The organism is Proteiniclasticum aestuarii (assembly GCF_017368455.1).
Taxonomy (GTDB): Bacteria; Bacillota; Clostridia; order Clostridiales; family Clostridiaceae; genus Proteiniclasticum; species Proteiniclasticum aestuarii.
On sequence record NZ_JAFNJU010000009.1, the window covers coordinates 1 to 15,617 of the forward strand.

At 48.0% G+C, this 15,617-nt stretch carries 12 protein-coding genes; 11 read left to right on the forward strand and 1 reads right to left on the reverse strand.

Annotated elements, in window-relative coordinates; genetic code table 11:
- Window positions 1-168: 168 nt before the first annotated feature.
- Window positions 169-1,401: an aminopeptidase gene (locus tag J3A84_RS11515; RefSeq protein ID WP_207600184.1), complete on the reverse strand. Its 1,233-nt coding sequence runs from the start codon at window positions 1,399-1,401 to the stop codon at window positions 169-171.
- 249 nt (window positions 1,402-1,650) lie between these two features.
- Here J3A84_RS11515 and J3A84_RS11520 point away from each other — a divergent pair, with 249 nt between their 5' ends.
- The 11 genes from J3A84_RS11520 to J3A84_RS11570 all read left to right on the forward strand — a co-directional run bounded on the left by J3A84_RS11520 (window position 1,651) and on the right by J3A84_RS11570 (window position 15,601).
- On the forward strand, window positions 1,651-2,211 hold the full coding sequence (locus J3A84_RS11520; RefSeq protein WP_242694187.1) for a hydrolase: 561 nt from the start codon (window positions 1,651-1,653) through the stop codon (window positions 2,209-2,211).
- A gap of 27 nt (window positions 2,212-2,238) precedes the next feature.
- Window positions 2,239-2,721, forward strand: coding sequence for a flavodoxin family protein (locus tag J3A84_RS11525; RefSeq protein ID WP_207600186.1), 483 nt, complete (start codon window positions 2,239-2,241; stop codon window positions 2,719-2,721).
- A gap of 477 nt (window positions 2,722-3,198) precedes the next feature.
- Window positions 3,199-4,917 (forward strand): AMP-binding protein, encoded by a 1,719-nt coding sequence (locus tag J3A84_RS11530; protein ID WP_207600187.1) that lies wholly within the window; start codon window positions 3,199-3,201, stop codon window positions 4,915-4,917.
- Window positions 4,898-5,128: an acyl carrier protein gene (locus J3A84_RS11535; RefSeq protein WP_207600188.1), complete on the forward strand. Its 231-nt coding sequence runs from the start codon at window positions 4,898-4,900 to the stop codon at window positions 5,126-5,128. Before J3A84_RS11530 ends, J3A84_RS11535 begins: the two co-directional genes overlap by 20 nt.
- Window positions 5,125-5,703 (forward strand): 4'-phosphopantetheinyl transferase superfamily protein, encoded by a 579-nt coding sequence (locus J3A84_RS11540; protein WP_207600189.1) that lies wholly within the window; start codon window positions 5,125-5,127, stop codon window positions 5,701-5,703. The genes J3A84_RS11535 and J3A84_RS11540 overlap by 4 nt, the downstream gene beginning before the upstream one ends.
- A 14-nt stretch (window positions 5,704-5,717) precedes the next feature.
- A complete protein-coding gene (locus J3A84_RS11545; RefSeq protein WP_207600190.1) occupies window positions 5,718-6,422 on the forward strand; it encodes an ABC transporter ATP-binding protein in 705 nt (234 codons plus the stop codon).
- A 2-nt stretch (window positions 6,423-6,424) separates the two neighbouring features.
- Window positions 6,425-9,658 (forward strand): ABC transporter permease, encoded by a 3,234-nt coding sequence (locus tag J3A84_RS11550; RefSeq protein ID WP_207600191.1) that lies wholly within the window; start codon window positions 6,425-6,427, stop codon window positions 9,656-9,658.
- Between the two features lie 24 nt (window positions 9,659-9,682).
- Window positions 9,683-11,056, forward strand: coding sequence for a condensation domain-containing protein (locus J3A84_RS11555; RefSeq protein ID WP_207600192.1), 1,374 nt, complete (start codon window positions 9,683-9,685; stop codon window positions 11,054-11,056).
- A 172-nt stretch (window positions 11,057-11,228) separates the two neighbouring features.
- The gene (gene hcp, locus J3A84_RS11560; RefSeq protein WP_242694188.1) at window positions 11,229-12,884 is read left to right on the forward strand and encodes a hydroxylamine reductase; all 1,656 of its coding nucleotides are present in this window, start codon (window positions 11,229-11,231) and stop codon (window positions 12,882-12,884) included.
- A gap of 488 nt (window positions 12,885-13,372) precedes the next feature.
- Complete coding sequence (locus J3A84_RS11565; RefSeq protein ID WP_207600193.1) at window positions 13,373-14,542, forward strand: RNA-guided endonuclease InsQ/TnpB family protein; 1,170 nt, start codon at window positions 13,373-13,375, stop codon at window positions 14,540-14,542.
- Between the two features lie 165 nt (window positions 14,543-14,707).
- Complete coding sequence (locus J3A84_RS11570; RefSeq protein WP_207600194.1) at window positions 14,708-15,601, forward strand: phosphotransferase family protein; 894 nt, start codon at window positions 14,708-14,710, stop codon at window positions 15,599-15,601.
- The last annotated feature ends 16 nt before the right edge of the window (window positions 15,602-15,617 follow it).

A 15,617-nucleotide genomic window follows, 5' to 3' on the forward strand; every position in this document is an offset into this window, starting at 1 on the left:
AAGATCCGAAGGCATTGAGCAGCTGCTCCCTTGGAATCCTCAGGTCAAAAAAGAATGCTCAACATAATAGTCATTTCGGCGACCGTGAGGTCGCCTTCTCTATTTCCATCATAGATTATCTCATACCTACTTGTTCTAATACATACATCCGATTAAAGAGCGCTTACTTTATATGACCCAGTTTCCTTTTCTGAACAGCGCCACTTCCGTGCCGTCTTTCTTGTAGGCGGTGATGTCAAGCTCCGGTCCACCCACCATGAAGTCCACATGGATCAGACTGAAGTTCGCACCCTTCTTGTCCAGTTCTTCCTGGCTCATGGAGGTGCCGTTCTTGATGGCATATCCATAGGCTCTTCCTAGAGCGAAATGAACAGAGGCATTCTCATCAAAGAGGGTGTTGTTGAAAAGAATCTTGGTGTTGGAGATGGGTGAGTCGTCCTGTACAAGAGCGATTTCGCCCAGTCTTACGGCGCCATCATCATTCTTCATGAGATTATCCAGTGTCTCATATCCTTTTTCCGCATAGAAGTCGATGACCTTGCCATCCTTGAAGGTGAAGCCGAAATCTTCTACGAGATTGCCGTTTACGCTGAGGGGCTTTGTTGCTCTCAGTGTACCGTTGACCTTATAGGCATGGGGCGTTGTGAATACTTCCTCTGTGGGGATATTGGCCATGTAGGCGACGCCTTCATTGCTGTCGTTGGAGCCGCCGATCCAGTTGTGGTCTTCTGCCAGGTATACTTCCAGATCCGTACCAGGTCCTTTCAGAAGAACCTTTTCAAAGTCCGCCTCATTGAGGAAACTTTCGTACTTCTTCAGGTTTGCGTTATGCTCTTCCCAGGACTTCACGGGATCTTCGTGGTCCAGTCTGGTGGCTTTTATGATGTAGTTCCAGAGCTTTTCCACTGCGACTTCATCGGGTTCATCCTTGAAAATGGATTTTGCCCAGCCCACAGATGGAACAGCAACAATGACCCATTTGGTGATGCCTGTCATTCTGTACTTCATAACAGGAGCCACAGCCTGGCTGGCCACTTTCTGGCTGGTTTTGACTCTTTCCGGGTCTGCTTCCTTCAGAAGCTCCGGATTCGGTGAAATCACGAAGCAGTGATGGTAGTTGTCCTCATAGATGTCTCTGGTGTTGGTGACTTTCCACTCTGGATATTCTTCGAATACGAAGTCATTCCCGTATTTGTATCGCATGAGGGTCATCTCGTCATCATTCAGCACCAGTTCTACATGCTTTGCGCCAGCAAGGTAAGCTTCCTTGGCGATGAGTCTGGAGAGTTCCAGTCCATCGGTGGTAGTGGTGATTACTAGGCCTTCTTTTTCCTTCAGATTCACACCGACCTGCACAGCCAGTTTTGCGTATTTTTCCAGATATGGTTTCAAGTCTTTCATTTCTTCCTCCTAATGGTATGTTATCGTTTTATTCCCAATAGATAAATTTTATCACATCGCATCTCAATTGAAAACGAGGGGGTGAAAACTGTCCTAAAAACATGAAACAGGAAAAAGAGTGGTTCTAAATTTGTAAATCTGTAATTGTTTACAGAAGAAATTAACGGATTATTCTATGGTAAATCTGAAAAATGCGTTATGATTATTTCATTAAGGCATAAAACTGGAAATGAACAGGGGGGAAGAAAAATGGAAAGAAAAGAAGCTCTGGCACTACTTACGAAATACAATGAAAGTGAATCACTGCTCAAACACGCTTACTCAGTGGAGGCGGTGATGAGGCATTTTGCGAAAATGAACGAAGAGGATGAGGCCTACTGGGGAAATGTGGGACTTTTGCATGATCTGGATTACGAGAAATATCCCGAGATGCACTGCGTGAAGACCAGAGAGATTCTCGAAGGAGAGCAGGCGGAGGAGCCTTTCATCCGAGCCATTGAAAGTCACGGATATGGCATCTGCACGGAAGTGAAGCCGGAATCCTACATGGAGAAGGTGCTCTATACCATAGATGAACTCACAGGGCTCATCACAGCCACGGTGCTGATGAGACCGGACAAGAACATCCAGAACCTGGAAGTGAAATCCGTTCTGAAGAAGTTCAAGACAGCGAAATTTGCTGCCGGTGTCAACCGTGAAGTGGTCCTTAAGGGTTGCGAGATGATTGATATGGATCTGAGTGATGTGATTCGTCATACCATAGAGGGAATGCAGGCTGTTTCGGATGATCTTGGTTTTTCCGGGCAGTAGTAAGAAAAAGAAAGGCGGGATGGATAAGTGAAAACAGTGATCGTCTATTATTCTCACTCCAACAATACAAGGGCCGCAGCGGAGCTTCTGAGAGAGAAGCTGGATGCGAAGCTGGTGGAACTGAAAGAGGAAAAGAAGGGGAATGCCCTCCAGGCCTTCTTCCGGAAGTCCTCAAAGCTTACAGGAAAACCCTGGGAGGAAATCAGGGACGCGGACCGCGTCTATCTCATGTTTCCCATCTGGGCAGGAAAGTCTGTGCCGGCAATGAACGCCTTCCTCAGGCATCCGCTGACGAAGTTCGACAGGAAGGAAGTGTACATCGTCACCTTCCAGGCGTCGGAAGACCGAAAAAACAGTGTGAAAGTCCATGACTTCACCGGAAATCTTGTTCGGAAAAGTGGAGGCGTCATCAAAGAAACCTATGCCATGCAGGGAGGGAATATGAATGTGTATATCGGGGACGATGCCATCAAGGAGCGAATGGGTAAAGTCCGCTGGGATGAACTATAAGGAACAGAATGAAATGGATGAAGTGCTATAACATAAATGCAGAACCGGAATGAGCGTACCGGTTCTTTTTTTATGCAGATGTAAATATTGAGTGAAAATACATCGTGATTCTTGTAACAATTTGACTCGTCATAAAACCGGTAAGGTGACCATTCCGGGTGTGAATAGTCCTGTGAGGGCGGAAGTGTGTTACAGGATATACCAAAAACATGGTGCTTAAGAGAATACGCCTTCAAGATGTTACCGAATCATTCAAATTGTAGGGTGAAATTCGAATCAATATTATGGAGTATTTTAATAGATTGTCGAATTACGTAAAATATCAGTAAACACTCATATATAACTAGAATAATATATGGAATAAGCATATAATGAAGTCATGTATGAAACATTTATCAATCTTTCTACAATTTGTTTATATTCTGATTATTAGACGTGCAGTATAGCCATGACGGATCGGATAAGGAGGTCATCCTCATGTTGAAAAGATACTATGAATCGGAAAATATCAAAGACTTCAAGGAGCTACTTCAGCGTTCAGAGCAGCTCTATGGACTGAAACATGCCTACAGGGAACTGGATCCTGAAAGAAACATGCACAGCTATACCTTCGTTCAGCTGAGAGAAGATGTGGACGCGCTGGGTACACGGCTTCTGTCCATGGGGCTTGCAGGAAAGCACTTCGCTCTGGTAGGAGACAGCAGCTACAGTTATGTGGTCAGCTATCTGGCAGTGGCCTGCGGAGTAGGGGTCATCGTTCCCCTGGATAAGGAACTGAGCATGGAGGATCTCCATAAGCTCATCTGCAAAAGTGATGCGGAGGTGCTGCTGTATTCCCAGTCCCTGGAAAAAGATGTGATGAAGATGCAAGGAGATTGTCCCGAAGTGAAAACCTTCATCAATATCAGCATGTATGAAGACCCCGAAGGACAGATATCCATTACAGATCTCATCGAAGAGGGCAAGCGGGAAATTAACGCAGGCAATGATGCTTTCAAGAACATAGCGATAGAACGCGAAGCCATGTCCAGCATTCTCTTCACCTCGGGCACCACCGGAGCCAACAAGGGCGTCATGCTGAGTCAGAAGAACATTCTGTCGGTGATCCATTCCGCTTTCTGCATGTTTAAATTAGCCGATGTTTCTTTTTCGGTGCTGCCCATCAATCACACCTACGAGTTCAATCTCCATGTGCTGGGGTCGATCTATGATGGCATCACACTATGCTTCAATGACTCAATCAAGCATGTGAAGGAGAATCTTCTCACCTACAAGCCGGGCATGAGCCTCATGGTGCCCATGATCGTGGAATCTTTATACAAGAACATCTGGAAGGAAGCGGAGAAGAACAATCTGAAGAAGCATCTGCAGTACGGCATCTGGTTCAGCAACCTCATCAGAAAGATCGGTATCGACAAAAGAGATCTTTTCTTTAAACCGGTGCATCAGGGCATGGGCGGCAATCTGAAGATCATCGTCTGCGGAGGCGCACCCCTGAGACCGGATATCGTGAAGGGGTTTGATAACCTGGGTATTTCCGTGTTCAATGGATACGGCATCACGGAATGTGCGCCGCTGATCTCTTCCAACTGCACCCTGAAGAATATACCGGGGTCTGTGGGGTTCGTCATTCCGGACAACAGAGTCCGCATAGCCGATACGGATGCCGACGGCATCGGAGAAATCCAGGTCCAGGGAGACAATGTGATGCTGGGGTACTACAAGGATCCTGTGGCCACCAGAAAAACCTTCACAGAAGATGGATGGTTCAAGACAGGGGACTTAGGTTACATGGACAGGAAAGGAGCCCTCTACATCACGGGTCGGGAGAAGAACCTGATCATTCTTGCCAATGGAAAGAATGTACACCCCGAAGAGCTGGAGGAGTATATTCTGGAGAATCTGGCCTATGTCAAGGAAGTGGTGGTCTTTGCGCCGCTCTCCTCAGATGGTCATGAAGTCATGATCATGGCAGAAGCCTATCTGGATCAGGACTTTCTGGTGGAGCATGGGGTGGAAAACGCCAAGGATATTCTGAAGGATGACATCTCCAAACTGAACAGAAGACTGTCTGGCTACAAGAGAATCAATGATGTCTGTCTTCGTGAAGTGGAATTCGAGAAGACATCCACGAGAAAAATAAAACGATACTGTCTGGAAAAGGAGGCACAAACCTATGCTAAGCATCATCACTAATCTGATCATGGAATATGTGGAAGTGAAAGAAGAGGATCTTACCCCGGATGTGAACCCCGTCAGGGACCTTTGCCTGAACTCCTATGACTTCATCAGCATCATTGGCAGACTGGAATCTGAGCTGGGCATCGAAATTGATGAAAGGGAGATCAGAAATCTGGAGACTTTAGGAGAACTTGATGCCTATGTGAAATCAAAGATGATCCAGTGATCTATTTCTGCTGCTCCAGAGGAAAGGATCTTTTAAGCTACCCGCGTCAGAGTGCAGTGGCGCGCAGGCTCATTGGTTACGGGCTTTTTCATGAATATGGAATCATAGAAGAAAGAATTGTAAAGAGTCCCCTGGGAAAACCGATGCTGAAAGATGCAGAGCAGATCAGGATCAGCATTTCCCACTGCCAAGGAGCGGTGGCAGTGATCCTTGCAGATCACGAAGTAGGCATCGATGTGGAGCGGATCAGGCCCTATGAGAAGGAAGCGGCGAGGAGAATCCTCACGGAGGAAGAGAAGAACGATCTGGAACGGAAAGAGAAGAATCAGGATGTGCATTTCTTCCATTATCTTACCCTGAAGGAAAGCTATGTCAAGGCACTGGGTGCAGGGCTGACTTATCCCATGAAAAGCATCCGTTTTCAGATCGAAGAGGACAACATCCGCTCCAACAAACCCTGGGCGGATTTTCACTCTATTCTATATTGTGAAGGATTTATCATTTCAGTCTGTCATCTTCATGGGCGAGAAGCGCAAAGTGAAGAGATGAAAACCAGAACTTTTATTATACCTTAGGAGGCTTGAGGTTCATGGAAGATACCATCAGATTCGAACAGGTCAAAAAAATCTATAAAATGGGTGAATATGACATTGAAGCACTGGCCGGCATAGATTTCACCATTGAGAAAGGACAGTTTGTCATCATCGCGGGGGCTTCAGGCGCGGGAAAAAGCACCATTCTGAATATTCTAGGCGGCATGGATACCCTGACATCCGGCAAGATTCATGTCTACGGAAAAGAGCTCAGCAGTTTCAGCCAGAAGGAAATGGTTGCCTACAGAAGATATGATGTGGGATTCGTCTTCCAGTTCTACAATCTGGTGCAGAACCTCACAGCCAAGGAAAACATAGAGCTGGCATCCCAGATCGGAAAGGATCCGCTGAGCGTGGATGAGGTGATGGAGGGTGTGGGACTTACGTCAAGAAAGAAGAACTTTCCTTCCCAGCTCTCCGGAGGCGAGCAGCAGAGAGTGGCCATCGCCAGAGCCCTGGCAAAGAATCCGAAGCTTCTTCTCTGTGATGAGCCTACCGGCGCACTGGACTATGAAACCGGGCGATCCATCCTGAAGCTGCTGCAGGAGACCTGCAGAAAGAGAAACATCACCGTCGTGGTCATCACCCATAATCTTGCCCTGATTCCCATGGGCGATAAGGTCATCAAGATCAAAAGCGGTCTGGTGGACAGCATCATCGACAACCAGGAACCTGTGGGCATCGAAAGGATCGAGTGGTAATCATGAAAAAATCACTCTTAAAGGACGCGTTCAGACAGATCGTGAAATATCCGGGCAGGTTCATCTCCATCTTCACCATCGTGGCCATCGGATCTGCTTTCTTCGCGGGAATCAAGACCGCTGCGCCCAATATGAAATACACTGCGGACCAGTACTATGACGCCTACAACATGATGGACATCCGTCTTCTTTCCACCATGGGCTTCGTTGAGGAAGATCTGGAAGCGGTGCGGGAAGTGGACGGAGTGGAAAGCGTCGCCACGTCCTATTTCCAGGATGTGACTTCCGTCGTGGGTTCCGCAGAGCTTGTTTTCAGAATCCATTCCGTGCCAGACGATGCGAAGGACAGAGACTTCATCAACATGCCCAGAATCGTGGAGGGAAGACTGCCGGAAAAGATCGGGGAGTGCATCATCGAGGAAAGCCAGAACATGGACCACGGCATCGAAGTGGGAGACACCATCACTGTCTCCTCCGGAAAAAAGGAGGACCTTTCCGATAAGCTGAGAAGCACGGAGTTCAAGGTGGTAGGAAAAGCGGTGTCACCTTATTACCTGACCTTTGACAAGGATGCCTCCGACATCGGAAGCGGCAAGGTGAATCTCTTCATGATGACCGTGGAAGAGGAGTTTCTCTATCCGGTGTATCTGGAACTTCTGGTCATCGTGGAAGGAGCGAAAGAGCTCAATTCCTATTCTGCAGCCTATGAGAAGAAAGTGGAAGTCATCATGAACAAACTGGAGAATCTGGGCGCAGACCGGGCCATCCTGAGACTGGATGACATCAAGGCCCAGGCCATGAAACAGCTGGAAGAAGGGAAAGAAGAGCTGAAGAAAGAGGAAGAGAATTATAACAGACAGATTGCCGAAGGAGAAGCGGAACTTGCTGCGGCCAGAGACCAGATCGTGGAAGGGGAAGCCACCCTGGAAACGGAAAAGAAGAACTATGAAGTGCGGGTGGCCGATGCGGAGCAGAGAATCAGAGACGGAGAGAGACAGCTTGCCCAGGCCCAGGGGGAATACAATGCAGGGGTCAATGCCTATAACAGCGCTCTGGCGGAATATGGAGACGATCTTAAGCAGCTCGACAGCGCTTCTAATTCGCTGAAAGGCATCCAGTCCGATGCGGCTGCCCAGAGAGAAGCCGTGGCTGGTATGATGGCGAATGCTTCTTCACCGGAAGAGTATCAGTCCCTGTCCCAGCAGCTGGCCTCCCTGGATGAACTCTACAGGACAGCTTCAGAAGGAATCAATACGGTGACGGGACTAAACGATTATGCTCAGGCCCAGATGGCAGGAGCAGAGAATCAGCTATCCAGCGCCAGAGCAAGCCTTGCCGCCGCGGAAGCAGAGCTTCAGGCTGGAAAGAATGAACTGGCAGCGGAAAAGAAAGAAGCAGAAGCGCAGTTTCTGGCAGCGGAAGCAGAGATTGCGGAAGGAAAGACCGCTTATGAAGAAGGAAAAGAGGAGTTCGACAGAAAGAAAGCGGAAGGTGAGCAGGCGCTGCGTGATGCCAGGGAGAAAATCATCCGGGCAGAGAATGAGATCGAGCGACTGTCCAAACCCAGCTGGTATGTGCTGGACCGCATGAAGCTTTACAGCTATGCGGACTATGCGTCCACAGCGGATCGCATGGATGCCATCGCGGGACTGTTCCCGGCGTTCTTCTTCGCCGTGGCGGCTCTGGTGTGCCTCACCACCATGACCAGAATGGTAGATGAGCAGAGAGCCAGTATCGGCATCTACAAAGCCCTGGGATACAGCAACAATGACATCGCCTTCAAGTATGTGAACTATGCGGCTCTGGCCAGCATTTTCGGTGGACTTCTGGGCGCGCTCATCGGCATCCGGATCTTCCCGAAGATCATCTTTGATTCCTGGTCCATGATGTACAATCTGCCGCCCATGCTGGAGACCAGACAGACACTGCTGATCATCCTGACTGTGCTGGCAGGTTTTGCCATCACCACAGCCACGGCTTATTTCGTCACAAGAACCACCCTTATGGAAGTGCCGGCCATGCTCATGAGACCGAAAATCAGCTACTTCGGCAAGCAGATTCTTCTGGAAAGAGCCACCAGGCTCTGGGAACATTTTTCCTTCTCCCAGAAGGTGACCATGAGAAACATCTTCCGCTACAAGAAGCGGTTCATAATGACGGTGACAGGGATTGCTGGTTGCGCGGCACTGCTTGTGGCCGGATTCGGACTCAGCAACTCCATCAGCAAGGTGGTGGTGAAGCAGTATCAGGAAATCTTCACCTATAACCTGAACATGAAGTACATACCAACCAGTAACACCATGGACAGAAGAAACGTCATGGAAATGCTCAGTGAAGAGGAGACCGTGGAATCCTACATCCAGGTGGCCCAGCTGAATGCCACGGTGAAAGGGGAAGAGGACATCGCGGTAACCATGATTTCACCCTTTGACCAGGAGAAATTCAGAGACTTCACAAAGCTTCAGGAAAGAGTATCCGGAGAGGATCTGACTCTTCCTGAGACAGGCATCGTCATCAACGAGAAGCTGGCCAAGGAACTGGACGCTGGCATCGGTGATTCCATTTCTGTGGACAACGGGGACGGCGCCATGAAGAAGCTCCTTATTTCGGGCATCACGGAAAATTATGTCTTCCACTACATCTACATCCATCCGTCCTATTATGAGGAGATCTACAGGCTGAAGCCTGAAAACAATGCGCTCTTCATCAGGCTGAATGAGATGAGTCCGGATGCGGAGAGTGCGCTGGGCAAGAAGCTCATCGATATGGAGCAGGTGGCGTCTGTACTCTATTACAGTGATGCCGCGGAGAAATTCGAGGACTCAGTGGTGAGCCTCAATGCCATCGTCTATGCCATCATCATCTGTGCGGCGCTCCTGGCCTTTGTGGTGCTCTATAACCTGACCAACATCAATCTCAGCGAGAGACTGAGAGAAATCGCCACCATCAAGGTTCTGGGCTTCTATAACCGTGAAGTATCCGCCTATGTATACAGAGAGAATATGATTTTAACCTTCATCGGTGCAGCCATAGGCCTTCTCATCGGCGTCGGACTGCATAGGGCCATCATGCAATCCATCGAGCAGGATGGGGTCATGTTCGGAAACTATATATCAGGAACAAGTTTCCTGTATTCCTTCCTCATCACCGTCGTATTCGGGATTCTCGTGAACATCTTCATGTACAGGAAACTGACCAACATCAAGATGGTGGAATCCCTGAAATCCATAGAGTAACACCGGAAGAAAAGGAGAAAGAAAATGGAAGATCGAACTTATTACCCGTTAACCCCCAGTCAGATGAGTATTTTTCTGTCCAGAAAGTATTCCATGCATAAATCCATCGTGAATATCCCCACCTCTCTGATCATCCGGGAGGAGATGGATATGGACCTTCTGGAAGAGGCTGTAAGAAGAGGCATTGAGAGATGGGACAGCTTCGGCCTAAGAATCCTCAAGGAAAAGCCTCAGCCCAAGCAGTACTTCGGGGAAAGAGCCGCCGAAAGCATAGAGCGGCTGGATTTCACTGGAAAAACACGAGAAGAAATGGAGAGAACCTTTCTGAAGCTGGGTCAGAAGAAACTGGAAATCTACAATGCGCCCATGGCCAGGCTGTATATTGTGAAGACACCGGAAGGATTTGGCGGAATCTTCAGCATCATCAATCATCTGATCATGGACTCCTGGGCCATCAGCATGTTCTACAAGGACTGCATGGAAATCTACTATGCCCTGAAAAATGGTACACCGTTTCCGAAGGATGTGAAACCCTATGAGGAAGTGCTGAAGAAAGAGATTGCATACCGAGAGACGGAGCAGTATCAGAAAGCCCTGGACTACTGGAAGAAGGAGTTCTCGAGAGAAGAGCCCATGTTCACCCACATCAACGGCACCGAGGTGCTGGAGAAGTTCCGGAAGAAGAAGGGAGATGATACCCTGCGCTATGCCAGCACCTTCTATCTGAGGTCCACTTCCGGCCATGAGCTCTACTGGATTTCCAGAGAGGACATCGAAATCATGAATGAATTTCTGAAGGAATACCGATTTCCAAGCCTGCAGGTGCTCTTTCAGATGGGACTGCGCACCTATCTTGCCAAGGTCAACAATCATGAAGAAGATGTCTGCTACTATAACATCGTGGCAAGAAGAGGAACACTGGAAGAGAAGAACACCGGTGGAACCAGAGTGCATTTTGTGCATTTTCGGACCATCATGCCCCCGGAAACCACTTTCCAGGAAGGGTGCAGGATGCTTTATGATAAACAGAATGAGCTCTACCGTCATGCGGATTTCAGTCCCATGGAAATGTTCGACATCGAACATGCTATGTGTCCGCCAAACCCGGGGCATTCCTATCGTTCTGTTTCCCTGACCTATCAGCCTGTGTCCATGAGCGTGGGCGATGGACCTGCCATTGAAACCAGATGGTACAGCAATGGCGCCGTGGCGCAGCCTTTCTATCTCACGGTCATGGACGGGGACGGTACAGGAGGTCTCAAATGCTATTATGAGTACATGTCCAATGTGATCCAGCCGGAAAGAGTCGCCGATGTGCACCGCTACATGACCAAGGTCATGGTGGAAGGAGCGAAAAATCCGGACATCACACTGAAGGAGCTCTACGAACTTTACTAGAAAACATCAGAATAGACAATGAGGGATCTGATTGTTGTCAGGTTCTCCTTTGTCTGATTCCTGTCACATCTCTTTAAAATTGTTATGATTCCGTTAAATTAATCGTTTACAGATGATTTGACCGGTTCTATTTGATATCATAAGAGCATCAAACAACAAGGGGGATGTATAAATGGACGAACGTGTGAAAACCAAAATGTTCTGCTTCCAGTGTGAACAGACGGCCAAAGGTACAGGATGCACCATCCAGGGTGTCTGCGGCAAAACAGCGGAGATCGCGAATATGCAGGATCTTCTGATCTATCAGCTGAAGGGCATCGCAAACTATGCAGTAAGACTGAAGGATCTCGGGCAGACCCTGGAGCCTTCTCTCATAGAATTCATCGAAGACTCGCTTTTCATGACCCTGACCAATGTCAACTTCGATCCGAAGGATCATCTCAGTCAGCTGAGAAAATCCCAGGAGATCAAGGAAGAACTGAAAATCAGATTCAACGGCGAGCTCATGAATCCGGAAGCGACCTATACACTGAGTGATACCTATGAGGAAATCATGGAGGACACCACCAGAGCGAGGATCTTCTTTGATGAGGATCTGGATGAAGACATCAGAAGCGTCAGAGAAGTGATCAAGCTGGGCCTGAAAGGAATTTCGGCCTATGCTCATCAGGCACGTTTTCTGGAATATGAGAATGAAGAGGTCACGGACTTTGTGCTGGAAGCACTGGACAAGCTTACAGACAATGCACTGACCCTGGAGGAGAACATCGCATTGCTTCTGAGGACCGGAGAAGCTTCCTACAAGGTCATGGAAACCCTGGATCGAGCGAACAATGAGACCTATGAAGCGCCGACACCGCATAAGGTCAACGTCAATGTGAAGAAAGGACCGTTCATCGTCATTTCAGGACATGACCTGAGAGATCTGGAAATGCTTCTGCAGCAGACGGAAGGAAAAGGCGTCAATGTCTATACCCATGGTGAAATGATACCTTCCCACGGTTATGGCGGACTGAAGAAGTATCCGCATCTGGTGGGGAACTATGGCGGAGCATGGCAGAATCAGCAGAAAGAATTCTCCAATCTGCCTGGGTGCATACTCATGACCACCAACTGTCTCATGAGACCCATGAAGAGCTATGATGACCGGATCTGGTCCACCAACGTGGTCGGATGGGATGGCATCAGGCATGTACCGAAGAAGGAAGACGGAACCAAGGACTTCAGTGAACTCATCGAGAAGGCACTGGAACTGGGCGGATTCCCCGAAGATGAGCCTGTGAAGGAGATTCTGGTGGGATTCGGTCATAAGACCACGCTGGGCCTGTCCGACAAGATTCTGGACGCCGTGAAGGATGGAAAGATCTCCCACTTCTTTGTCATCGGCGGATGCGATGGAGCAAAACCGGACCGTGACTATTATACAAGATTTGCCCTGGCCACACCGAAGGATTCCATCATCCTGACCCTGGCCTGCGGAAAGTACAGATTCAATAAACTGGATTTCGGCGAAGTGGCCGGATTCCCAAGAGTACTGGATGTGGGTCAGTGCAATGACAGTTACAGTGCCATCCGCATCGCAGCTGGACTTGCGGAAAAACTGGGTGTCACAGTCAATGATCTTCCGCTTTCACTCATCATCACCTGGTATGAGCAGAAGGCCGTAGCGGATCTTCTTGCACTGCTCTTTGTAGGGGTTAAGGGTATCAGGCTTGGACCGACACTGCCTGCCTTCGTGACACCGAATGTGCTGAAGTTCCTTCAGGACAATTACGACCTGAAGCCCATCAAGACACCGGAAGAAGATCTGGCAGAGATTTTCGCATAGAGAAAATGAAAAACTGAACAGCTAAGCATAAACAGCCTCAGGAAGTTCCGCTTCCGGGGCTGTTTCCTTGTCATATTCCGGATACATTTATAATAGAAGGTTCAGATTCATCTTTGAGAATGGATGGTATAATGAAAGTATCACACATCTTCGTAATTCGATTGTGAGAGAAAGGAGTAGCAAATGATTCTTGAAAATATGTACAATCATGGACAAAAGTGATGCAATATACCCATGATTCATAGACTCCCTGAGTTCATGCATGTTTCTGCTATGGCAGTCCAGCTTTGTTGCAATGATGAAAGGAATGATGAAAGGAACGAGCTTTCCACATAGGTTCACTCCATACAATCAGGTTCAGGCTCATCTTGTTTATTCCATCAGATACAATAATATATGTTTCATATTCAATTGCCAGAAAAGAACGTATGTGCTATAATTTTCTTAAAGAAATTCAAGGAAAATAGTGCATAAAGGTGATGATCAGGGTGCTGAAAAGTTACAAGACGGAAATACATCCGACGGAGAAGCAGAAACACAAAATAAACAGAACCATCGGTGTCTGCAGGTTCATCTACAATTTCTACATTGCGGAAAACAAAGAGATCTACAAAGCAGAGAAAAACTTCCTGTCCGGAATGGATTTCTCGAAATGGCTGAACAATGAATTCCTGCCAGACAATCCCGAATACCTGTGGATCAGAGAGGTCAGCAGCAAAGCTGTAAAGCAGAGCATCATGAATGGGGAGAAGGCTTTCAGGAAGTTTTTCAGGAAACAGTCCGGATTTCCGAGATTCAAGAAGAAGAACAGGTCGGATGTCAAGGCATACTTCCCCAGGAACAACTCAAGCGACTGGACCATTGAAAGGCATCGCCTGAAAATACCCACACTGGGATTTGTCAGGCTGAAAGAGAAAGGATACATCCCGATGGATTCCATGGTGAAAAGCGGGACCGTATCCATGAAGGCAGGTAGATATTACGTGTCTGTGCTGATTGAAGCAGAGGAGAAGCCCTATGATATCCCAGAAGGAAATGGCATCGGCATCGATCTGGGCATCAAGGATTTTGCGGTGGTAAGCACCATGGAGAATCCATTCGCAAACATCAACAAGACCAGATCCGTGCGTGAACTGGAAAAAAGGCTGAAACGCGAACAAAGAAGGCTTTCGAGAAAATACGAAAGTCTGAAAGTCAGAAATAAAGAAACGAAAGGAGAAGCTACTAGACAGAATATCCATAAGCAGACCATAAAGGTACAGAAACTTCATCAGAGACTTTCCTGCATAAGGGAAAATCACATCAATCAGGTAATCAGTCAGGTGATCAGGCAAAAACCAAGTTTCATCACCATAGAAGACCTGAACGTGAAAGTGATGATGAAGAACAGGCATTTAGCGAAGGCTGTACAAGGCCAGAACTTCTATTCCTTCAGGCTGAAACTTGCTGACAAGTGCAGGAAGAATGGGATAGAGTTGAGAATTGCTGACAGGTGGTATCCTTCAAGCAAGCTGTGCTCGGAATGTGGTTCCATCAGAAAGGATCTGAAGTTATCTGATAGAACCTACAGATGCGATGCGTGCGGCTTCGTCATAGACAGGGACAGGAACGCCAGCATCAATCTTCTGAATGCCAAAGTCTACACGGTAGCACCGTAACGCTATTGTAGATGTGTACCGATGGCTGGTCGGGAATTTACGACTGTGGACTGTACAAGAACTTGTGAGTAGCAGCTCAGGAAACTGAGGCGAAAGCATACAGGAAGAAGCAGTAAAAGTCTCGATATGGATATTTGTCCATATTTTGAGTAGCAGGATGATAGCATGGAGAACATCCGCGCATTGTTTCCGGAATATGAAGTGGAGCCCATTCTGAAAGGGTGGTCCACAGACAGCAAATATCTTCTGAATCGGGGAGAGGAGAAGTTCACCCTGCGGGTGAGTAAAACGAAGTCCATCCAGAGGCAGAAGGAAGAGTTTCAGACCATCGGTTCCATAAAACCCATGGACCAGCTCATAAGACCTCTTTCCTACGGAAGGCTGGATGAGAAGCATACCTTTATTCTCTACAGCTATGTGGAGGGCGAGGATCTCAAGGAGGTCATCGTCAGTCTGGACCCCGTGCTCCAGTATGACATGGGTATTCAGGCAGGGGTTCTTCTGACAGCGATCCATGAAGTGGAGACAGCGGGTCGGGAAGAGGTCAGGGTCCGATATAACAGAAGAATCACAGATAAGATCAGCGCTTACAGGCAGTGTCCTGTAAAGCACGTAAAGCTGGAAGAGTATATTCCTTACGTGGAAGCAAACAGACCTCTTCTGGAGAAGCGACCCACTGTGCTTCTTCATGGAGACTACCACCTGGGCAATATGATTCTGAAGGAACAGAGCGTCCATATCATTGATTTCAACCGGTATGATTTCGGGGATCCCTATGAGGAGTTTGACCGTATGACCATGAATTCAAGCTTCAGTCCCCAGTTTTCCAAAGGACTTCTCCACGGATACTTCAAAGGCGTTCCCCCTATGAAATTCTGGCGCCTCTTGAAGCTCTACGCATTGACCAATGCACTGGGCTCCATATCCTGGGCCCAGAAGTATTCTCCGGAGAGCATGGACTTCATCCATGAAATGATCGATCAGACACTAGCCGACTACGCCGACAAGTCCTCACCAATCCCCGGATGGTACCGCCAGCTCATTGGCTGGCAGAACTAGTGTGTATTGTGTGACT

Coding starts and splice junctions, on each gene's coding strand:
- J3A84_RS11530 (WP_207600187.1), top strand. CDS start 3,199: ATGTTGAAAAGATACTATGAATCGGAAAATATCAAAGACTTCAAGGAG.
- J3A84_RS11515 (WP_207600184.1), bottom strand. CDS start 1,401: ATGAAAGACTTGAAACCATATCTGGAAAAATACGCAAAACTGGCTGTG.
- J3A84_RS11520 (WP_242694187.1), top strand. CDS start 1,651: ATGGAAAGAAAAGAAGCTCTGGCACTACTTACGAAATACAATGAAAGT.
- J3A84_RS11535 (WP_207600188.1), top strand. CDS start 4,898: ATGCTAAGCATCATCACTAATCTGATCATGGAATATGTGGAAGTGAAA.
- hcp (WP_242694188.1), top strand. CDS start 11,229: ATGGACGAACGTGTGAAAACCAAAATGTTCTGCTTCCAGTGTGAACAG.
- J3A84_RS11555 (WP_207600192.1), top strand. CDS start 9,683: ATGGAAGATCGAACTTATTACCCGTTAACCCCCAGTCAGATGAGTATT.
- J3A84_RS11570 (WP_207600194.1), top strand. CDS start 14,708: ATGGAGAACATCCGCGCATTGTTTCCGGAATATGAAGTGGAGCCCATT.
- J3A84_RS11550 (WP_207600191.1), top strand. CDS start 6,425: ATGAAAAAATCACTCTTAAAGGACGCGTTCAGACAGATCGTGAAATAT.
- J3A84_RS11545 (WP_207600190.1), top strand. CDS start 5,718: ATGGAAGATACCATCAGATTCGAACAGGTCAAAAAAATCTATAAAATG.